Source organism: Kangiella shandongensis (assembly GCF_020005365.1).
GTDB lineage: Bacteria > Pseudomonadota > Gammaproteobacteria > Enterobacterales > Kangiellaceae > Kangiella > Kangiella shandongensis.
The window spans coordinates 242,043-263,081 of the sequence record NZ_JACNML010000004.1; the positions used below are offsets into that span (position 1 = coordinate 242,043).

The window sequence follows — 21,039 nt, forward strand, 5'->3', positions numbered from 1 at the left end:
AATTTAAATTTTTAGTCTAGACCTAAGTTCCGTATCAGGTGTGAGTTAGGTTTTATTTGCTCAATAGGGATTTCATAGCGCGTTGATAATAAAGTTACCAAGGTCTCCATTACAGCATCAGGTTTATCCTTATACTGAGCCTTATTTGTTTTATTAGCTATGTATTTGGCTAATTCTTCTAAAATACCAAGACCCTCTGCATCACTATCAGGAATCGAGATTCTATATTCTGCTTCAATATCCAGAATGAACTCTACTGTATCTAGCCCCATTTACTTAACCTTTTAAGTAAGTTTCTTAGCATTATTTCACTTTTTTAAGCGCAACGAGATCGCTCCCAACAATAGCTTCCAAGTTTTTGGTAATCTTTTCTGGTGACCAGTCCCACCAAGCTATTTGCAGCAAGTCGTCAACGACTGATGGCTCAAATCGATCTTTAATGTGAACTGCTGGATTACCACCATAAATACTGTAAGCCGGAACATCGGTAGTGACTACCGACTTACTGGCGATGATTGCGCCATCGCCAATCTTAACGCCGGGCATAATGGTTGCGTCATAGCCAATCCATACATCATTACCGATTTCGGTATCGCCTTTAAAAGGCAACTCGCCTTCCTCGGGCATCACTTTCTCCCAACCGTTACCAAAAATCTGGAAAGGGTAGGTCGAGAAACCAGACATCTTATGGTTGGCACCATTCATGATGAAGGTTACGTCTTTAGCAATGGCACAGAATTTACCGATTATGAGTTTATCGCCAATAAACGGGAAGTGATAAAGCACATTCTCTTCAAAGCGCTCCGGACCATCGGGATCATCATAGTAAGTATAGTCACCAGCAATGATATTTTCGCGTGTTATAAAGTTCTTTAAATAGCCGACTTGGGGAAATCCCTTCATCGGCTCTTTGTTATCTGGGTTTGGACCAAACAATGCATGCTCCTTTTTATAAATCTTAGTCTTCTATTCAAGTAAATATCGATTATAGGTGTGCTAACCCCTTATTGGCGTACCTATACATTAAGTCGGTGTTTAAGAATCTTTATCCCATTGAATGTTATTCTTCATTCGATCAAAGTGAGGAGCAAAAACTGAAAGCGCGGCGAAACTTTGCCCTTCCTTCAGGATGGGACCGTGGAGTGTATCCTTGGGGATGAATATAAGATCTCCTTTTTTTACGCTCTTCGTTTCATCGCCGACCTTAAACTCCACGTTGCCTTCAATAATGACCAGTAATTCATCATGGTTTTTTTGAATATGAAGTGCATTGCCGCTATCAGCAATAATACCAACATTAGCCGTCAGGTGCTCGCCATCGAAAACAAACGTTCTCTTAATGGGATCGTTTCGGGTAGATTCATCAGTCTCGAGGGACGCGACGATTTGCTCCAAATTCTGAAAATACGTCATAGTTGATTACCTCACTGCTGGCTGTGTTTAATGAGTAGCCTAACTATAAGAATACCAGACCTGGAAAAAATTAGTGTTCTCTAGCTCGATTTTGGTTTACTTCTTTGCATTTTTCTCTCTCACAAAAATATAGAATACAGTAGCCGTTATCGAGCCAATTAGCCCAAGGGATACTGATTGCAGTAATTTTTCTAAGGTTGAATCATTTCCAAAGAAGTTGAAAACAAAAATAATCACAAACCCTGGCAGTAAGCCGCTAATAAAATACCAGTGAAAGCCTTTGATGCCTTTATAAATGAAAAACAAGTGGACTGGGACTCCCCAAGCTATAAAGGCTATCAGTCCAATACCTGCTCCCCACGTTGCAATCATTAATGCACCATCCAGTCCGGCAGGACTGTGTCCTATTTTTGCACCCAAACCGAGCGAGAAGCAAAATACAAAAATAAAGAGCAGTGTTAATAATGTTGAGGTAGCTATTTTTTTCATTTCTGTCCCTGATGGATTAATTATTCACTCCAACCGACGTAATTTCAATCCTCTGATTTATTTCTCCATCGCGCCCAAGGGTCGTTACTCTTCGTTGGACCCTTGCTAGAGTCTTGGTGGTGTTGACCACGAGTGTTTTTACCTTTGTTATGACGGGCTCCGCCACCTTTACTGTATTCAGTCGCTTTCTTTTCTCGCTTCTCACGCTGTTTTTCAGCGTCTTCCAGGCTTAACTCGGCTGGTTCACCCGGCTTTTGATCGTCCGGTACTATCCGATCTCTGGGGGGAATATGAAACTCTTCGGAAGAGACGGGCGGTAAACTCTTATACTGGTACATATAAAAAGCCTCGACTTTCTCTCGCGCCCAATCCGTTTTCTTAAGAAACTTGATACTGGAAGCAATGCTGGGGTTGGTCTTAAAGCAATTAAGATTCAAATAAGCGTGAAGAATCTCAAAACCGTAATGTTCAACTAATTCAGTGACTAAGGCTTTTAAACCGACGCCATTCAAAGGGTTATTCTTATAATTTATTTCATCAGACATACAAATTTCCAGCAGAAGAGGAAGCGATTTCGTACCATTATAACTGGGATAGGACTGATTAGCACATTAGAAGTTAATGAACTCGGGAAGAATACATCATGAACCTGTCATGAAAGAGCTGTTTCATTTATCATCCCAGCTACGCTTGTTTAACGCTTATTGTCGTTAATCAGACAAATCTTGTATTATCGCTTCATTAAACAGTGTGTAGGTAAGCATTCAGTTTGTTAACAACAGGATAAACCGTATTATGTTTTTGCGTGTTATTATTTTTTTAATATTACCGTTGACCGCTTGTAGTGATTCCTCTGAACAAAGTGAGAGTCAAGAAACAAACAACGACCGTTATCTAACCACGTTTGTGGATGTATTTATGGAGTACTGCTATGAGAATAAAGGCGGGAAAGATGTTTTTGACAAGCTTGATAAATCACAGTGGAAGCCAGACAAAGACTACCCAGAAGTTTTAGTAGCCGATATTAATGGTCTTAATGTCGGGGTTTCGACGTATGAGAATAGAACCTGTGTGGTTGATACTAAAGCTAGGAAATCAGGTAATGTGTTGTTTACGGAAAAGCAATTAATCGACAAGTTGATCGAGAAATCAGGGTTTACCCTGACCAATACTGGCGTTGCAACGCTGATGAATATCAAGGACGAAGAAAACCAAGCCAGGAGCTATACCTTAAGTGATGACTCCGCTAGCAATAAAGCCATTACGGTAATCTACCCCAGTAACAGCCTGGATGATTTTTATGTGTCAATTGATTACATAAATAATTAAATAGTGGGGTTGGAGCAAGCTTTACCCCAACCAAATAAATAATCCTACTGAAGCAATGAAAAATAAAGCTGCCCTTGCAGGAGTAGACTTACGAAGAGCAAATGCCCCTAGAATGGCGAAGGTAACAGGAACAACCTGAAACATGATTAAAACATAGAGCTCCAAGTGTTCTTCCAGGACATGAGAATGTGCAATTAGCCACTCAGATTTATCGAGGCTACGCGCCAGGCACCAGCCGAGTATCCCAAAGGCCCAAGCCAGAAAAAACAATTTGACGATGAGGTCTATTTTCTGCCCTAGGGATTGATTGGTTTCTTTCAGTCGCTCCATTTCCACCTTATGCATAACATTATATTATCGGACATTAATCCCTTGTTTGTTAAAGTGATACTAGCAAAGTCAGTGTGTTAAAGGAAATGCAGTAAAAGCAGGGTGCGTTTCGACGCACCCTGAGCTGATTTTAATAGTATTTTACGTTTCCAGATGTTCTTAACCTAGGAGCAGAAAGGGAGCCACAATAGTTATTATCTTCTCTTACACTAAAAACATTAATAGCACCACTGTAGCCACCATATAAATCGTTATTTCTGAATTCGTTTCCTATGGAAGGGCACTCGCCAGATTCTAATGTGCAGCCACCATCGTTATTGCCATCAAGATTCCAACCTCTTTCATCTGCATTACAGTACCAGGCTTGGTAGAAAGCTTCTTTTCCTGATGAATAAAACCTATTGTCTGCGATATAGTTGTAATTTGATTCATCTCTAACTTTTATTGGGTCACCATTTATATTTAAGAAGCGGTTTCTTAAAACCTCATTATTTGAAGAGTGGTGCGCGATATAAACTGCATGGATAGCAGAACTCCATTCAGGGGTGTTTAATATATCCACGAAATGAGAATTGACTATAGAGTTATTTCTAGAGTTTACGAATCTTACGGCAGCAGTAGAATATTCAGAGTTACTATATTTTCCCCCAATTCTATAAAAGTACATGCCATATAATTCATTCGCTGAGTTCCAGCTGCTTACATAATTCCTATTTCCATTAAATGACATAGCAGTATTATAATTTTGTACTTTGATATATCTAAATTTTAGTTTGCTTGCTGTGCCACCACTCTTTCTGAGTTTAAACCAGGTGTCTAATCCTCCTCCGTCAAAAACTGGTCTTTCTTTAATAAATGAGGTTGGAGTAAAAGTGATTGAGTGTCCATTTGAATAATCCCAAGTAACAGATTGGAAGTAGTATGTGCCAGGGTCAATATGTATTTCAATCGGCTCGTTTGGGTTATATGATTTAAGAACTTCTTGAGCACGCTTGAGAGTTTTTATTGGTTGAAAATAGGTGAATCCTTCGTTTTGGTCACTACCTGATGGAGAGATAAAAATTCTAAAAGATTCTGATGCGGTAGATGTAATGCTGAAGACGATAGTTATTATTAATAATATATATTTCATTTACTAATCCTTAGTATTTTCTGATACGGTTTTGAGTCACGAATGCTATCAAAATCTTACAGGTTGGTGAAATGCTTTTTTGCAATGGGAACCATGCTATTTTCACAATCCGATTGTACTGCTATGACTAACCTTTATAATGTCTGCAACTTCTATTAATCACACATTCCATGCTGTTTTTCGAGAACATGGCGCTTCGCCGTGGTAAAAAAGTTTTATTTGAAGACGCGAGTTTTATCATTAACCCGAAAGATAAGGTTGGTGTCACCGGGGCTAATGGTACCGGTAAGTCGTCGTTGTTCGCTTTGATCCGTGGGGAGCTTGAGGAGGACTCGGGCAATTTCTCGATGGCGGGGAACGTGACGATTTCGAGCGTGCGTCAGGAAACGCCGGCGGTGGAAGACTCGGCGCTGGAGTATGTGATTCAGGGCGATGTCGAGCTGTGTGAGATTGAGGCGGCTTTGGTGAAGGCTGAGGCGGAAGAAGACGGACACGCCATCGGTAAGCTGCATCAACAGCTGGATTCGATTCAGGGCTATGCGGCGCGAGCGCGAGCGGGCGCCTTGATGCATGGTCTGGGTTTTACTGCCGAGCAGGAGCAGCTGCCCGTCTCCAGCTTCTCGGGCGGCTGGCGTATGCGTCTGAATCTGGCGCAGGCGCTGATGTGTCGTTCCGACCTGTTATTACTCGATGAGCCGACCAACCACCTCGATTTCGAGGCGGTGGTGTGGCTGGAGAAATGGCTGGAATCGTATCAGGGCGCGGTCTTACTGATTTCACACGATAGGGATTTTCTCGATCGCGTGATTAATCGCGTGGCGCATATCGAGCAACAGCATATTAAGCTTTATAGCGGTAACTATTCCGATTTTGAAGTGCAGCGTGCAGAGCAGCTGGCGCAACAACAGGCGAATTTTGAGCGACAGCAGAAAGAGATTGCGCATATGCAGTCTTATGTCGATCGCTTTAAGGCCAAGGCGAGTAAGGCCAAGCAGGCGCAGAGCCGGGTTAAGGCGTTGGAGCGTATGGAGAAAATTTCTCCGGCGCATGTCGATTCGCCGTTTAATTTTAGTTTCCCTGAACTGGGGCATGTGCCGAGTCCTTTGTTACAGCTCAAAGAAGTGAGCGCTGGCTACGATACCGAGAATGGCCCAGTTACGATTCTGAACAAAGTTGGTTTTACTTTGTTACCGGGCGCGCGGATTGGACTGCTGGGTAAAAACGGCGCCGGTAAATCGACCTTGATTAAAGTGTTAGCGGGCGAGCTGGGCTTGCAGGGCGGTGAGCGAGTTGAAGCCAAGCATCTGCATATTGGTTATTTCGCTCAGCATCAGCTCGAGCAGTTACACCCAGAAATGTCACCGATTCAGCATTTTCAGCGTGAATATCCCGATGCCACCGAGCAAGAGCTACGTAATTTCTTAGGCGGCTTTGATTTTCATGGCGATAAGGCTCTGGAGCCGGTATCACCGTTTTCGGGTGGCGAGAAAGCCCGTCTGGTATTAGCGTTACTGGTTTATTCAAAGCCCAACCTGCTGCTGCTGGATGAGCCGACCAACCACCTGGATCTGGAAATGCGTCATGCCATGACCGTGGCTTTGCAGGGTTTCGAAGGGGCAGTGGTGCTGGTGTCGCACGATAAGCATATGCTGCGTATGGTCACTGATGAACTGCATCTGGTAGCTGGTGGTAAGGTTAAGCCATTCGATGGTGACCTGGATGATTACGCCAAGTGGTCTCTGGAACAGTCATCGATGGAGCGTCGTTCTAATAACTCGGGTAGCGAGTCTGAGTCGTCCTCTGCTGGCCAGCCGGAAGTGTCGCGTAAAGAACAGCGTCGAATTGACGCCGAGAAGCGTAAGGCTTTGCAGCCGCTGAAGAATAAGTTGAAAAAGGTCGAGCTGGAGCTGGATAAACAGCAGAAGCGCAAGGCGGAGCTGGATGAGCTGATGGCCGATCAGAGCCTGTATGAAGAATCGAACAAGGACAAGCTGGCTGAACTGAGCGCCGAGTATGGCGAAGTTAATCAGCGTCTGGAGGCTCTGGAAGAAGATTGGTTGATGCTGCACGAAGAGCTGGAAGAGGCTGGTTAGGTTTCTTTAGAAAGACTCTGGATCCCGCGGTCGAGCCGCGGGATGACAGTTAGTCGTCAAATAACTGCTAAAGCTTATTATTAATTAACACCTACCTATTTCCCACGATAGCTTAAGTCAAAATACTCAAATCTAAATTAGATGCGTCATCCCGCGGCTCGACCGCGGGATCCAGTGCCTTAAGTTTTGAGCATTGTTCAGGATGACATGGCTAAATGACGATTTAATCTCTCCTAACCCCTTAAATTGGCTGGAAAAAGGCGGATTCTGTTCAAATGTGGAAATGCATAACTCGTGGTTCCATATCCGCATAACCCTTGGTAGACTTAACCGCATTATAAGATTTAGTGCTATAGGCACTTTGTAGCCCATGATTGAGCATGACCGATTAATAAATCCAACCGAAACGACTGACGAAGATCAGTTTGATCGTGCTATTCGCCCGACCACGTTAGATGACTATGTGGGGCAGGAGAAAGTTCGTGAGCAGATGGAGATCTTTCTGCAAGCCGCTAAAATGCGCAAAGAAGCGTTGGATCATGTTTTGATTTTTGGTCCTCCTGGCCTGGGTAAGACGACCCTGTCTAATATTATCGCTAATGAAATGAACGTTGGTATTAAGCATACCTCGGGTCCCGTGCTGGAAAAAGCCGGTGACTTAGCGGCGATGCTGACCAATCTCGAAGCTAATGATGTCTTGTTTATCGACGAAATCCATCGCTTAAGCCCTCAAGTTGAGGAGGTACTGTATCCGGCGATGGAGGATTATCAGCTGGATATTATGATCGGTGAAGGTCCTGCAGCTCGTTCAATCAAGGTTGAACTTCCACCCTTTACCTTAGTCGGTGCGACAACCCGTGCCGGACTCTTGACCTCGCCACTGCGTGACCGCTTTGGAATCGTGCAGCGCCTTGAGTTCTACAATATTAAAGATCTGACGGGTATCGTCATGCGCTCGGCGCAGATTCTGGGGCTTCGTTTGGAAGAGTCAGGCGCGCTTGAAGTCGCCCGAAGGTCTCGTGGTACGCCGCGGATTGCAAACCGTTTGTTACGTCGGGTTCGAGACTATGCCGAGATTAAGTCGGATGGCTTAATCACCGATAAAGTGGCTGATCGGGCGTTAGATATGCTGGATGTCGACGCCAAAGGCTTCGATACCATGGATCGTAAGTTATTACTGACTATTATCGAGAAGTTCGGTGGTGGGCCGGTTGGGCTGGATACCTTGGCGGCAGCGATTGGTGAAGAGCGCGATACCATTGATGATGTGCTGGAGCCATTTTTAATCCAGCAGGGCTTTATTCAGCGTACGCCGCGTGGCCGTATTGCGACTAAGCTGGCGTATGAACATTTCGGGATCATTCCTTCCTCAGGCGATTTGTTCAATGAATAAATGATCAATAAGAATAATTTTTTCGAGATAGTTTTAACACTATTTATAGAGTGAGACGTTATAATAACAGGATTGCGGCTAAAATTTCGTTACTCTTTGTTGTGGGTCACTCGTTTAGATGACTAAACAGCGTCCCCAATGCCTCGATTAACAAAATTTTTCCACGCAATAGTGGTGATTCGATGACAGAGCAACAAGCGCTAAAGAATAAGCGTGAATTTATTTGGCCAGTTAGGGTCTATTACGAAGATACCGATGTGGCTGGCGTGGTTTATTACGCGAATTACTTGAAGTTTTACGAACGAGGGCGAACCGAATGGTTGCGCTCCCTAGGGTGGGAACAGGACGTTTTGATCGATAAAGGTTTAGCGTTCGCTGTGGCCCATGTCGATGCAAAATACCTGAAACCTGCTCGGTTTAACGATAAGCTCCTGGTCAAAACTCGTATCGTCTCGGTTAGAAAGGCGAGCGTTATCTTTGAGCAGGAAGTGGTTAAGGTGGTTGCCGATGATTCGGCGACTGAGAATGAAGAATTAGTGAATAAGGCAATAATTCGAGTGGCTTGTGTAGATATGACTACCATGATCCCTGCGCCTATGCCTAAGTATTTACAAGAGGAGATTGCACGTGAATGGTGCGAATGACATGTCAATTGCTGGTCTGTTTTTAGAGGCCAGTTTTTTAGTACAAGCAATCATGGTGTTATTGCTGTTAATTTCTGTGATGTCCTGGGCATTGATTTTCCAGCGTTCCGGTGTTCTCAACACGGCAGCACGTAAGAGCAAAAAGTTTGAAGACCGCTTCTGGTCTGGTGTTGACTTAAGCCAGTTGTCGTCTGAGTTAACCGCCGGTAATAAGGTGGCGCGTGGTCTTGAAGCCCTGTTTATCGCCGGTTATCGCGAGTTTATGCGTTTGCGTCAGCAAAAAGGCGTCAACCCCGAGGCAGTGATGGATGGTACGCATCGTGCGATGCGAGTGGCGCACAGCCGTGAAGTCGAAAAGCTCGAGCAAAACCTGTCATTCTTAGCCACAGTGGGCTCGGTCACCCCTTATATCGGTCTGTTTGGTACCGTGTGGGGTATTATGAACTCCTTTATTGCGCTTGGTAGCGTTAAGCAGGCGACGTTAGCGATGGTCGCGCCAGGTATTGCCGAAGCTTTGATTGCGACGGCGATGGGCTTATTCGCAGCAATTCCGGCGGTTATCGCCTATAACCGCTTTACTAACCGCTTACAGCGCATCGAAACGCAATACGAAAACTTCCTTGAAGAATTTTCAGGAATTTTACATCGTAAAGCGCACAGTTAAGATAGGGTATTGCTATGCCACAACTGGTACGTAGAGAAAGACGCCGCTTAAACGCTGAAATCAATGTGGTTCCTTACATTGACGTCATGCTGGTGCTGCTGGTCATTTTTATGATTACGGCGCCATTGATTACGGCGGGTATTCAAGTGGACCTGCCCACGGCGGAAGCCGAGCCAATGTCGCCTGATGAAACGACACCTTTTATTGTGTCGATTGATTCGCATGGTCAGCATTACCTGGAGATTGGCAGTTCTGCCGAAGGCCGTCCTGAAGCACTGAGTCGTGAAGAGTTACTTGATAAGGTATTGCTTGAATTGGATAAAACACCTAATGCGCCGATTTTGATCAATGGTGATAAGTCTGTGCCTTATGGTGAGGTGGTAGAATTGATGGACCAATTAAGGCAGGTTGCAGGGATAGAAAACGTCGGTTTGATGACGCAACAACCCAATTAGGTACTGTTTTGCTAGGTGACCATTTTGTCGAATAAAAAGAACATTCTGCCCATTGTTATTTCGATTGTGCTGCATTTAGCGCTGATCATGGTGCTGATATGGAAGTTTATCTGGCAGCCCAATATTCCTGAGCATAAATACGTGGACGCACCGATTCAGGCAAGAATAGCGCAGGCGCCAAAAAACAATCCGCCACCGCCAAAGGTGGATAAAGCAAAACTGGAGCAGGAGCGTCTGGAGAAGCAGCGTAAAGAACAGGAACGCCTGAAAAAGCTCCAGCGTGAGAAAGAGCTGGCTGAACAGAAGGCCAGAGAAAAAGCCGAAGCAGAGCGTAAAGCTAAAGAGCAGGCTGAGCTTGAGCGTAAGAAGAAGCTTGCGCTGGAAAAGAAAAAGGAAGAAGAGCGTAAGAAAAAAGAAGAGGCGGAGAGAAAGCGTCTCGAAGAAGAGAAGCGCAAAAAAGCCGAAGCGGAGCGGAAACGTAAAGAGGAAGAGGCTCGCAAGAAAAAATTAGCGGAAGAGAAGCGCAAAAAAGCCGAAGCGGAGCGTAAGCGCAAAGAGGAAGAAGAGCGTAAACGTCAGGAAGAGCTTGAACGTTTACAGAAAGAATTGGAGGCGCAGGAGTCTGAATTCTATGATGCGATGGAAGGTGATGTGAAAAAAGCGCAGGCGTTAACGGAGCTGGAAGAGCTGAAAGTTCGAATTCGTGACAAACTGGCGCGTTTATGGAATATGCCATCGACGCCGGGCAGCTGCACCATTACCATTAAGACAGCTCCGGGAGGCGTGGTATTAGATACTATCGTGGTCGGTGGTGATGAGGCTTACTGCCAGACCGGTATTTCGGCCATTAATCGGGCAGCGCCTTTACCGTACTCGGAAAATCCCGAAGTGATAAAAGAATTGCGCAGTATAAGGTTTACGTTTGATCCAACTTTGAAAGATTAAAACAACAGTGAGTGATAACTCTATGAAACAAATTTGTAAAACATTGATGGTATTGTGGTTGGGCTTGGCGGCCTTTGCGGCACACGCCGAAATCCAGATTTATATTACCGAGGGTCGGGATGATGCTCGACCTGTGGCGGTGGTACCGTTCAAATTTGAGAGTTCGTCTGAGGTTCAGGTGAAACCGCCGCATGATTTTTCCAAGATCATTGCCGATGATCTGGAGCGTAGCGGTAAGTTTAAGGTTAAGGAGTTGTCGGAACTGCCTCAGGCACCAACCAGCATTACTGAAGTGGATGTGGATGCCTGGAAAGAACTGGGTGTCGATGGAGTCGTGTATGGCACGGTTAAAGAGACGGCGCCGGGAAAGTATATGGTTTCTTACGACTTGATCGATCCTTATAACGATAAAGCCGTTATGGAGTCAGAAATTCCTTCGGGAAGTTATCCGTTGGTTGATCAGGCGTTTCATCTGATGGTGCTGAAGACCAAGCTGATCAATAATGATAATTTCCGCTGGGGTGCTCATATCGCGGCAGATGAGATTTATGAGGCGTTGACAGGCGAACGAGGGGCTTTTGCGACGCAGGTTGCCTATGTTCAGGTCGATCGATTGGCAGCGAAGCCTTATCAGTTGAATATCGCCGATAGCGATGGCTTTAACCAGACGTTAGTCTTCTCTTCGCCTAAGCCGATTATGTCGCCAACCTGGTCTCCTGATGCAAACCAGTTGGCCTATGTCAGCTTTGAGAATGGCAAGTCGGAAATATATATTCAGACGATTGCCACAGGCGAGCGTGAGTTAGTCGCCAGCTACAAAGGCTTTAACAGTGCTCCGGCCTGGTCGCCCGATGGCACTAAAATGGCTATGGTATTGTCAAAAGACGGTAATCCAGAGCTGTATGTGATGGATTTAGCATCAAAAAGGCTGAAAAGATTGACGAGACATTACTCGATTGATACCGAACCTTCGTGGCATCCAGATGGCAAAAGTTTGATATTCACCTCAGATCGAGGAGGAAAACCGCAAATTTATAGAGTTTCGCTTGCAGGAGGTGATGCAGAAAGGGTAACCTTCGAAGGACGGTATAATGCCGGGGCTGAGTTTGCGCCGGACGGAAAGACTATTGTGATGGTTCACCAGAACAATGGTAATTTCCATGTGGCCGCACAAGACATCGAGACGGGGAACCTGACTGTCTTAACTAAGACGAGTCTAGATGAATCGTTGTCAGTCGCTCCTAACAGTAGCATGATTATTTTCTCTACTGTCGACGGGCGGCAAAAAGTTTTAAGTGCGGTATCAATGGATGGACGCTTTAAAGCAAGACTGCCAGCGAATGTTGGTGAGGTTAAAGCGCCGGCCTGGTCGCCATTTATTTTGTAAACTTAAAAAACAGTGAAATAACAATCCTGGAGGATGACAATGAAACGTTCGGTACAATTACTATTGGCTTTGTTTGCAGCTGCAACATTAGCTGCCTGTAGCACAACTGAGCCAGCAGAAGATACTACTGACACAACCGTTCAACAAGATGATACTTCTGATGCAGAAGCTGAAGCATTAGCACGTCAACGTGCGGCTGAAGAAGCAGAAAGACAACGTATCGCTGCATTGTTGGAAAATACTACGATTTACTTCGACTTCGATAGCGATGCTATCCGTGGTGGTGATATGGAGTTAATCGAAGTTCACGCGAAACACATCCAAGCGACTGGTAAGAAAGTTGTATTGGAAGGTCATGCCGACGAGCGTGGTACTCCTGAGTACAACTTGGCTCTAGGTGAGCGTCGTGGTAAATCAGTTGCTCAATTAATGAGAACTTATGGTGTTGCTGACAGTCAAATTGAAGTGATCAGCTTTGGTGAAGAGTCGCCGGCTAACCCAGGACACACTGAGCAAGCATGGCAAGAAAACCGTCGCGTAAAAATTAAATATCAATAATGAATTATAGATTATTTAAAACAATCGCGTTTTCATTACTCACAGCATCTGCTGTGAGTAATGCTGCGGCGCCAGTGGTCGATGGCAAAGCAGTTGATGCGGTAAGACAGCAAGAGACCAGTCAACAAAATCAGCTGGTTGGCGAATTAATGCGCCAAGTTATGCAGCTGCAGAAAGAGGTTAGCTATCTTCGTGGTAAAACCGAAGAGCAGGGCTATCAGATAAAGAAGCTGCAACGTCAGCAAAAAGAATTATATACCGATCTTGATCGCCGACTGACGGAAGCGACTCAGGGCGGCATGTCGATGACAGGGCTTGAAGGCGCAGAAGACTCTGCGCAAAGCGGTGCTTCTCAGTCCTCATCTGACGAAAACCTGAGCGAAGAGCAAATTGCTTACAACAAGGCATTTTCACAGTTCAGTGACAAGAAGTATGCCTTTGCTAAAAGCTCGTTCAAAGGTTTTGTCAAAGATTATCCTAAACATCCGTTAGCATCGAATGCTCACTATATTCTTGGTCAATTACATTTTAATGATAAAGAATACGATAAAGCGGCATTTGAGTTTGAGGCGGTTTATGCGCAGTTTCCCGAGACCAGCATTAAAGATAAAGCGATGCTGAAGCTAGCTCAGACACACGAAATTCGCGGTGATAAGGCCGCTGCTAAGAAGACTTATCAAAGCTTGGCTAAGGCTTTTCCTAATACCACAGCCGGCAAGCTGGCAAAAGTAAAGCTTGGCTCGCTGTAAGCGATAGCGCTTAAAAAAACACGAAAAGCTGTCTCTTTAGACAGCTTTTTTGTTACAATCCGCACAATTTTTAGACATTCCTCATTCTTTCAGGCCCATTTTGAGTAAATTACGAATTACAGAGATATTCCACTCGCTTCAGGGAGAGAGCTTAACCGTTGGTTTGCCAACCGTTTTCGTACGCCTGACCGGTTGTCCCTTACGCTGCACTTATTGTGATACCGATTATGCTTTCGGCGGTGGCGAGTGGATGACGTATGACGATATTTTGGCTGAAATCGAGCAGTATAACTGTCAGCATGTATGCATGACCGGTGGCGAGCCGTTGGCTCAGAAGCGCGCTTACGAATTCTATGAGATGCTGTGTGAGAAGGGATATAAGGTCTCCACGGAAACTGGCGGCGCTCATGATATTTCGGTGCTTGATAAGCGCGTGATGGTGGTGATGGACCTGAAAACACCTGACTCGGGTGAGATGTCGCGTAACTTGTATAAGAATATCGATCTCCTCAAACCCACCGACCAGGTGAAGTTTGTTATCTGCAGTCGTAAGGATTATGACTGGTGTAAAATGACGATTGATAAATACAACTTAACCGAGCGCTGTGAGGTATTGTTTTCACCCAGTTATGGTCAGGTCGAGTACGCCGATTTGGCCGAATGGATTTTAAAGGATAAGCTGAGAGTGAGAATGCAAGTTCAGCTGCATAAAGTCATCTGGGGTGAGAAGCAAGGCGTCTGATTGGAATTGTTAAAATACTCATCTGCTTTGTTATTCTAATCAATTCAAAATACTCACTTACTTTAGTAAGCTCCGTGTTTGAATTAATTGAATGCCGCGCAGGCTGAGCATTTTCCCTGCTTCCAATCAGTTTAGGATAAAACCCGAGCAAATTAATAAGCCTCGCCTGATAGAGTTTTATCAGCCTTTAACTGGCGCAAGCTCCTAAACATGGGGCAGAGGCGTTAAAGCGGTGTTAAGTCCCTTTATATTGGGCTGGATTGTTTTAAAAATATAGCAATCAAAATCAGGACGATTTTGATAAGAGTTTTCAGCATATGGACGTGCTGTAAACTCTGGTGCGTAAAGTATTTTTAAAATGATTCAGGTAGTCATGTTTAAATGGCCCCAATATCAGGGTGGCTTTCTTTTGGTTCCTTTTCTTGGCCAAACAAGGAAAGGAACTCGCTATTAAGCGAAAGCATTGGCAAAAATTGAAGCCTGGACTCTCAATTACGTTGTTCTAAAACATTAAAGGTATAGTAACCATGGTAAAACGAGCGGTAATTTTACTTTCCGGTGGTTTAGATTCGACCACAGCTCTGGCAATTGCTCAGGAGCGTGATTTTGAATGCTATACCATGAGTTTTAACTATGGCCAGCGCACGGTAGCTGAGCTGAAAGCGGCAAAGAAAGTCTCTACGCAGTTTGGTGCGAAAAAACATATCGAGGTTAATCTGGATATGACCGAGATCGGTGGTTCAGCACTAACCGACCATTCGATTGATGTACCTGTTGGCGAAGCATTACAACAGGAAGACGCTATACCCGTGACTTACGTTCCTGCCCGTAATACCGTTTTCTTGTCGATTGCACTTGGCTGGGCTGAGGTGTTAGAGGCACACCATATCTTCGTTGGTGTTAATGCGGTGGATTATTCGGGGTATCCTGACTGTCGTCCGGAGTTTATTAAAGCGTTCGAGTCAATGGCTAATCTGGCTACCAAGGCTGGCGTAGAAGGTCATAAGCTGCATATCGAAGCACCGCTTATCGACATGACCAAAGCTGAAATTATAAAAAAGGGTATGGAGCTAGGCGTTGATTATGGGCTGACCGTTTCCTGCTACGATGCGACGGACGATGGAAAGGCCTGTGGTCAGTGTGACTCCTGTCTATTGCGTAAACAAGGCTTCGAGTCGCAGGGGTTTGAGGATCCTACAGCCTACCAGTGAGCACGATCACACTACTGAAAATGTCATAATTCAATGCACTGATGACTTGCTGTAACTTTATGAAAAGTAAAGGTAATTCAGGGTGAAACCTCTTTGTCATAAGTGACAAATTTTCTTAACTGGTCTTAATGTTCTCTTTAGAAATAATGGAATTGGCTTTAAGCCAACCATCATATTTTTAAGGAGAAAAGTTATGAAAATATCGACTCGATTATCAGTAGTATCATCTTTATTGTTAGCTTCACAAATGGCGGTGGCCGCGCCATATATTATGGTCTCACCCGACGACTACCAGTCGTTCAAGAGTAGCCATAATACGTCCATAACCAGTTCAATCATTGATGCAAAAGGGGCCCATTGGAAACAGTATTCTAATTTTTTAGGGAAGAAGAATGCGTGGCTTTGGGTCTCGAGTGACGGGCAGCAACTGTATTGGAAAAATGACGACGGCAGTAAGCAATTGCTAGTCGACTTCGATGATACCATCGGGACAAAGTATGACGTTCAGATTGGCGGGTGTACTCATAGTGCTACTTTGGCACAAAAGGGCGGTACGGTAACATCGTCTGCAGGACAGTTTGAAGATGCGGTACAGCTGAGCTTTTCTGGATATTGTTTTGATGAAGGGCTGGAATCTGCCTGGTTTGTACCACAAATTGGCCTGGTTCGATGGAACCAGGACTCGATTCTGGGTTCGGTTGCTTTTGAGTTGCAGCATGCTAAGGTGGACGGCATGACAGTACCTAATCACAAGGGCCTCGAGCTGACTGCTCAGTTTCCTTCAGAGCCAATCATTGGTGGGCAGCAATCAACGGTTGAAGCGTATATCACGCTGCGTAATCACTCCGAACGAACCGTATCCTTAGACTTTAGATCGGGGCAGACATTTGATATCTATCTCTATGACGAGCATGACCAGCTCGTACAGCAATGGTCGCGGGACAGAATGTTCACACAGGCGCTGCAGACGATAGATATTCAGCCAGGGGAGGTTAAGCGTTTTGGTGATGAGGTTGAGCTTATTGATCAAAACGGCAAGCCTCTGGACATCGGGACTTATCGCCTGAAAGTTGAAATCGTTGGTAGCTATAGCCCAGAAGCGAGTGCTTTTAGCCAGCAACATCTGAGCGCTGAAGCACCATTGTATATCGATAAGATGATGACGCTGGATAAATAGGCCGATATTTGGTGCCCGGGTCATTGCCCAAATAATACACATTCAGTATAATACGCGCGATTTTTAAGGGGGTTAGCTCACGCTATCCCCCTTTTTGTACCATGCTTAGGGTTAGTCCTAGCATAGGAAAGAATTTTATGGGTCTGGCGTGTCAGGCTCATGCTAAACATCGATTTAGCAATGAACTGAATTTATTGATATTTAACTTTATTGACGGGAGTCTAAAATGGCTGTTGAACGTACTTTTTCTATTGTAAAACCAGACGCTGTAGCAAAAAACGTAATTGGTGAGATTTACACTCGTTTTGAGCGTGCAGGTCTTCGCATCGTTGCTTCAAAAATGATTCACCTTTCTCGCGAAAAAGCAGAAGGCTTCTACGCAGAACACAAAGAGCGTCCTTTCTTCGGTGCATTGGTAGACTTCATGACGTCTGGCCCAGTAATGGTTCAGGTTCTAGAAGGCGAAAACGCCATCAAAGCAAACCGTGAAATCATGGGTGCGACGAACCCACAGGAAGCGCTACGCGGTACTATCCGTGCAGATTATGCGGTTTCTGTTGATGAAAACGCTGCACACGGCTCTGATAGCCCTGAGTCTGCCGAGCGTGAGATTAGCTACTTTTTCTCTTCAGACGAGATTTGCCCTCGTACACGATAAAACTGGTTATTTTTCTTAATTTCTTTGTTAAAGCCTTTTGTTCGAGTTTCATTAACGACTTGTTAACTCCAAGTCTCACAAAAGGCTTTGCCTCGAACTAAAGAAAAATCCCTAAGTTTTATAATAACTTTACAGCTACTGGCTGTGAGTTAAAAAATGCAGGCCTGGCCTGCATTTTTTAATGTGATAGTGGTTTTAATCGTTAATATGTAGCGAAAGTGTTGATGGTAAGGCACTTGACCCCCTTTAAAGTTAGCCGCAAACATCAATATTACCGAGCAAGTTGGGCAGGACCGCCCAGTTTAGTCAAGACGAAACAGGGAGGTTTCGTTTGACGGCTCGAACAGTAATGTTGACGCTTGCGGGAAGTCCTTTGGACCTAACTTTAGGGGGAGTCTTCTCTTTGGTTACTTTCTCTTGACTACTCAAGAGAAAGTAACTCGCCGTCGGGCGAAATACAAAGTTGATGATAGAAAGTCTACTTAAAATGAGTTTACATATTGATGTCGCACCCAAGGTAGGCTCGTTTATGACTGTCGTCTAACGAACACTATTAAATTGCATTTCGCACTATGGTACGGAATGATAACAGAGTAACTTTGCTATTAAGGTGTGAAACGCCTAGAATAGCGTAAAATTTATACAGGTTGCTGCGTATACCAACCTGTAGTCGCAAAAAGGTAATCATAATGAGTAACCCAGAAAAAACGAATCTACTCAACCTGACACGCGACGAAATGGTTGAGTTCTTTGTAGAGCTTGGTGAAAAACCATTTCGTGCTCAACAGGTCATGAAGTGGATTCACCAGTTTGGTGTCGAAAGTTTCGACGAAATGACCAATATCAGTAAAGCCAGCCGCCAAAAGCTTGCCGAAGTCGCTGAAATTAAAGGTCCTGAAGTCTTGAGCGTTCAGGAGTCGAGCGATGGAACCATTAAGTGGGCATTGAAAATTCCCGGTGGGCAGGCTATTGAAACCGTATTTATTCCAGAACGCCATCGCGGAACGCTTTGCGTGTCATCGCAAGTTGGCTGTGCCTTAGAGTGTAGCTTCTGTTCCACTGGCTATCAGGGCTTTAACCGAAATTTATCCACCGCTGAGATTATCGGTCAGGTGTGGCATGCCGCGCGTTACCTGAACGGTAAACATAAGAGTGATGATCGCGCCGTGACTAACGTGGTGATGATGGGCATGGGGGAGCCGCTGGCTAACTATCAGCCAGTAATTAATGCCATGGGCTTGATGCTGGATGACTTTGCTTACGGTTTATCAAAGCGCCGAGTAACACTTAGTACCTCAGGTATGGTCCCGCAGCTGGATCGCATGGGTGATGATATTGATGTAGCTTTAGCTATTTCATTGCACGCCCCAAACGACGAACTGCGTGATGAATTGGTACCGATTAATAAAAAGTACCCAATCAAGGAGTTTATGGCCAGCGTCCACCGTTATATGGACAAATCCAACGCGGCGCGTAAGGTGACGGTTGAGTATGTTATGCTCAAAGATGTTAACGATACCTTAGAACACGCAAAAGAACTGGCTAAGGTGTTGAAAAACACCCCCTGTAAGATTAATCTTATTCCATTCAACCCGTTTCCACAGTCGCATTACGAAACGTCAACACCAAAAGCAATTGATGCATTTAGCGATTATTTGCATAAAAATGGTTTTGTGGTTGTGGTCCGCCGAACGCGTGGTGATGATATTGACGCTGCTTGTGGTCAATTGGCGGGAAAAATTAATGATAAAACAAAGCGTCAACAAAGGCGCACACAATTCTCAAACGATATTGATGTTAGGGCTTTGGTGTAACTAACAGTTTTAAGAGTCTTGTGCTTTTGATTATGCAGGTAGGTATAAATGAAACGAATAAATTGGATTTTGCTAGCTGTTACAACGGTTTTAGTGGGCTGTCAAACGACCACACGCACAAAAACCTCTGCGGCCACGAACGATCGTATTGAGGTTTCTAAAAGCGAGTATAACGCAACCAAAGCAGCTCAGACCCGGCTGGCCTTAGGGTTGAAATATATTGAGAGCGGCTATATGGAGCGGGCCAAGCAAAATCTGATGAAAGCTTATGAACATAAATCAGACTTGCCTGATGTGTTATATGGACTGGGTTATTACTATCAATCGGTTTATGAATACGATAAAGCTGATAAATATTATCAAGAGGCACTGGACGAAGCGCCCAATAACCCTGACTACCTCAATGCTTACGGTGCCTTTTTATGCCAGTCAAAAAAAGAGTATCAGAGAGGTATTGAGTATTTTTTAGAAGCCATTGAGCAGCCAGAGTACACCTCCGTCGGTGAAGCTTATGAGAATGCTGGTTTTTGTAGTGTCAGTGACGGACAGTTTGAACAGGCTTCAGAGTATTTCGAAAAAGCTCTGACACTGAACCCTGGTTTGACGAAAGCGCTGTATGGGCTGGCTAAGGCTCACTACGAAAGAGGGAATGCCCGTCGTGCTTCCGATTACCTGTATCGCTTTGAAGGTAAAAGTAGACCCACCGCTAATTCGTTATTATTGGGGTATAAGGTCGCGAAATTACTAAACCATCGCACCAACATGAGAAGCTACGGAGAAAAGTTAATGCAGCTATTCCCTGATTCTGGTCAAGCTAATGAATACTTAACGATCCGATAATTTCATGACTGAAAAAAATCAACAAACCTCTGATGAGCATGGATTTGGTCCAGGGGCTTTATTAAAGCGCACAAGAAAAGAGAAAGGTTTGTCGCTTGATGAAGTTTCAACGCGTTTAAAGTTGACCATGCCAGTGCTAAAACAGATAGAAGCAGATGACTATGAAAGTGATCTGCCGGTTACTTTCTTTCGTGGCTACCTTAAAAATTATGCCGAGCTGTTAAAGCTCGAAGAAGTCGATATCGTTGCCAACTTCCAACAGTATTGCAAACAAAATAATCTCTTCACCACGCCACCACCTAAATTGCAGGGGGTGGAGCTTGATAAGCCGATGAACTCCAGTAATTGGTTTTTTAAGGTGATTACTGCGGTTATTATTTTAGTTCTTGTGGCAGCTATTTATTATGTCGTTGTTGAAAAGGGGCTGTGGAAGAAAATTGTAGGCCAGCAGCCTGATGCCGAACAGAGCAGTTCTACCGGGTTAGATTTAAATAGTGAAACATCGTCGGAGTTGACATTGCCGCAAGGTGCTGAGACAACGTCAGGCAATGAGTTGCAGCTCAATGAGGTAGCGGCAGAGAGTGAGTCGAATACGGTGGATAGCACTGTCGACGAAGCCACAGCAGCTGACTCTGGAGAGAGCAGCCTGACACAGCAGCCGAGTCAGGCGGTAGATACGGGCACGACCGAACCGGTAGCCAAACCTGCTTCAAATCCTGTCGCTACCAGCAAAAGCCTGGTCTTGAGTTTTACGGGGGATTGCTGGGTTAGAATCGAAGATTCAACCGGTAAGGTGCTGGCGTTAGGCATTAAAGCCGCTGGTTCCGACTTGCAATTATCAGGACAACCTCCATATCGCTTGACGTTGGGTAAGGCATCAGCGGTACAATTAACCTATAATGGTGAAATGGTTGATTTGTCGGGTTACCCGGATAGCCGCGCAGCCAAGTTAACTTTGGGCGACGAATAGCCTCTGTAATCCTGGTTATACCCTAGAGCCCATTTTATTGTAACTA

Annotated in this window: 24 protein-coding genes; 17 read left to right on the forward strand and 7 right to left on the reverse strand. The window is 44.8% G+C overall.

Annotated elements, in window-relative coordinates; genetic code table 11:
* Positions 1-11 precede the first annotated feature (11 nt).
* The 5 genes from H7708_RS06275 to H7708_RS06295 form a co-directional block, all read right to left on the reverse strand.
* Positions 12-272, reverse strand: coding sequence for an acyl carrier protein (locus H7708_RS06275; protein ID WP_223669623.1), 261 nt, complete (start codon positions 270-272; stop codon positions 12-14).
* A gap of 31 nt (positions 273-303) precedes the next feature.
* Complete coding sequence (locus tag H7708_RS06280) at positions 304-936, reverse strand: Vat family streptogramin A O-acetyltransferase (RefSeq protein ID WP_223669624.1); 633 nt, start codon at positions 934-936, stop codon at positions 304-306.
* Between the two features lie 99 nt (positions 937-1,035).
* The gene (locus tag H7708_RS06285; protein WP_223669625.1) at positions 1,036-1,413 is read right to left on the reverse strand and encodes a cupin domain-containing protein; all 378 of its coding nucleotides are present in this window, start codon (positions 1,411-1,413) and stop codon (positions 1,036-1,038) included.
* A gap of 96 nt (positions 1,414-1,509) precedes the next feature.
* The gene (locus H7708_RS06290; RefSeq protein ID WP_223669626.1) at positions 1,510-1,902 is read right to left on the reverse strand and encodes a hypothetical protein; all 393 of its coding nucleotides are present in this window, start codon (positions 1,900-1,902) and stop codon (positions 1,510-1,512) included.
* Between the two features lie 44 nt (positions 1,903-1,946).
* On the reverse strand, positions 1,947-2,447 hold the full coding sequence (locus H7708_RS06295; protein ID WP_223669627.1) for a VF530 family protein: 501 nt from the start codon (positions 2,445-2,447) through the stop codon (positions 1,947-1,949).
* A 373-nt stretch (positions 2,448-2,820) separates the two neighbouring features.
* Here H7708_RS06295 and H7708_RS06300 point away from each other — a divergent pair, with 373 nt between their 5' ends.
* The gene (locus H7708_RS06300; protein WP_223669628.1) at positions 2,821-3,231 is read left to right on the forward strand and encodes a hypothetical protein; all 411 of its coding nucleotides are present in this window, start codon (positions 2,821-2,823) and stop codon (positions 3,229-3,231) included.
* A 21-nt stretch (positions 3,232-3,252) separates the two neighbouring features.
* Here the strand turns inward: H7708_RS06300 and H7708_RS06305 are convergent, their stop codons facing one another.
* Positions 3,253-3,561 (reverse strand): hypothetical protein, encoded by a 309-nt coding sequence (locus H7708_RS06305; RefSeq protein WP_223669629.1) that lies wholly within the window; start codon positions 3,559-3,561, stop codon positions 3,253-3,255.
* Between the two features lie 130 nt (positions 3,562-3,691).
* Positions 3,692-4,693 (reverse strand): cupredoxin domain-containing protein, encoded by a 1,002-nt coding sequence (locus tag H7708_RS06310; RefSeq protein ID WP_223669630.1) that lies wholly within the window; start codon positions 4,691-4,693, stop codon positions 3,692-3,694.
* A 170-nt stretch (positions 4,694-4,863) separates the two neighbouring features.
* Between H7708_RS06310 and H7708_RS06315 the strand changes: the two genes are divergently transcribed.
* The 16 genes from H7708_RS06315 to H7708_RS06390 all read left to right on the forward strand — a co-directional run bounded on the left by H7708_RS06315 (position 4,864) and on the right by H7708_RS06390 (position 20,993).
* Positions 4,864-6,786 carry an ATP-binding cassette domain-containing protein gene (locus tag H7708_RS06315; RefSeq protein ID WP_223669631.1) on the forward strand — a complete coding sequence of 641 codons (1,923 nt, stop codon included), beginning with the start codon at positions 4,864-4,866 and terminating at the stop codon, positions 6,784-6,786.
* 370 nt (positions 6,787-7,156) lie between these two features.
* Positions 7,157-8,179: a Holliday junction branch migration DNA helicase RuvB gene (ruvB, locus tag H7708_RS06320; RefSeq protein WP_223669632.1), complete on the forward strand. Its 1,023-nt coding sequence runs from the start codon at positions 7,157-7,159 to the stop codon at positions 8,177-8,179.
* 182 nt (positions 8,180-8,361) lie between these two features.
* Positions 8,362-8,823 (forward strand): tol-pal system-associated acyl-CoA thioesterase, encoded by a 462-nt coding sequence (ybgC, locus tag H7708_RS06325; RefSeq protein WP_223669633.1) that lies wholly within the window; start codon positions 8,362-8,364, stop codon positions 8,821-8,823.
* Position 8,824: 1 nt separating this feature from the next.
* Positions 8,825-9,487, forward strand: coding sequence for a protein TolQ (tolQ, locus tag H7708_RS06330; protein WP_223669688.1), 663 nt, complete (start codon positions 8,825-8,827; stop codon positions 9,485-9,487).
* 14 nt (positions 9,488-9,501) lie between these two features.
* Positions 9,502-9,942 carry a protein TolR gene (gene tolR, locus H7708_RS06335; protein WP_223669634.1) on the forward strand — a complete coding sequence of 147 codons (441 nt, stop codon included), beginning with the start codon at positions 9,502-9,504 and terminating at the stop codon, positions 9,940-9,942.
* Between the two features lie 24 nt (positions 9,943-9,966).
* Positions 9,967-10,887: a cell envelope integrity protein TolA gene (gene tolA, locus H7708_RS06340; protein WP_235727533.1), complete on the forward strand. Its 921-nt coding sequence runs from the start codon at positions 9,967-9,969 to the stop codon at positions 10,885-10,887.
* Positions 10,888-10,909: 22 nt separating this feature from the next.
* The gene (gene tolB / locus H7708_RS06345; RefSeq protein WP_223669636.1) at positions 10,910-12,274 is read left to right on the forward strand and encodes a Tol-Pal system beta propeller repeat protein TolB; all 1,365 of its coding nucleotides are present in this window, start codon (positions 10,910-10,912) and stop codon (positions 12,272-12,274) included.
* 39 nt (positions 12,275-12,313) lie between these two features.
* The gene (locus H7708_RS06350; protein WP_223669637.1) at positions 12,314-12,832 is read left to right on the forward strand and encodes an OmpA family protein; all 519 of its coding nucleotides are present in this window, start codon (positions 12,314-12,316) and stop codon (positions 12,830-12,832) included.
* The gene (ybgF, locus tag H7708_RS06355; RefSeq protein ID WP_223669638.1) at positions 12,832-13,581 is read left to right on the forward strand and encodes a tol-pal system protein YbgF; all 750 of its coding nucleotides are present in this window, start codon (positions 12,832-12,834) and stop codon (positions 13,579-13,581) included. Before H7708_RS06350 ends, ybgF begins: the two co-directional genes overlap by 1 nt.
* A gap of 100 nt (positions 13,582-13,681) precedes the next feature.
* Positions 13,682-14,323 (forward strand): 7-carboxy-7-deazaguanine synthase QueE, encoded by a 642-nt coding sequence (gene queE, locus H7708_RS06360; RefSeq protein ID WP_223669639.1) that lies wholly within the window; start codon positions 13,682-13,684, stop codon positions 14,321-14,323.
* Positions 14,324-14,850: 527 nt separating this feature from the next.
* Positions 14,851-15,534, forward strand: a complete 684-nt coding sequence (gene queC, locus H7708_RS06365; RefSeq protein WP_223669640.1) for a 7-cyano-7-deazaguanine synthase QueC — start codon at positions 14,851-14,853, stop codon at positions 15,532-15,534.
* A 193-nt stretch (positions 15,535-15,727) separates the two neighbouring features.
* Positions 15,728-16,711, forward strand: a complete 984-nt coding sequence (locus H7708_RS06370) for a BsuPI-related putative proteinase inhibitor (protein WP_223669641.1) — start codon at positions 15,728-15,730, stop codon at positions 16,709-16,711.
* A gap of 226 nt (positions 16,712-16,937) precedes the next feature.
* Positions 16,938-17,369: a nucleoside-diphosphate kinase gene (ndk, locus tag H7708_RS06375; protein WP_223669642.1), complete on the forward strand. Its 432-nt coding sequence runs from the start codon at positions 16,938-16,940 to the stop codon at positions 17,367-17,369.
* A gap of 689 nt (positions 17,370-18,058) precedes the next feature.
* On the forward strand, positions 18,059-19,183 hold the full coding sequence (rlmN, locus tag H7708_RS06380; RefSeq protein ID WP_223669643.1) for a 23S rRNA (adenine(2503)-C(2))-methyltransferase RlmN: 1,125 nt from the start codon (positions 18,059-18,061) through the stop codon (positions 19,181-19,183).
* Between the two features lie 48 nt (positions 19,184-19,231).
* Entirely contained in the window at positions 19,232-20,023 is a 792-nt protein-coding gene (gene pilW, locus H7708_RS06385; RefSeq protein ID WP_223669644.1) for a type IV pilus biogenesis/stability protein PilW, read from the forward strand.
* A gap of 4 nt (positions 20,024-20,027) precedes the next feature.
* The gene (locus tag H7708_RS06390) at positions 20,028-20,993 is read left to right on the forward strand and encodes a RodZ domain-containing protein (RefSeq protein WP_223669645.1); all 966 of its coding nucleotides are present in this window, start codon (positions 20,028-20,030) and stop codon (positions 20,991-20,993) included.
* The last annotated feature ends 46 nt before the right edge of the window (positions 20,994-21,039 follow it).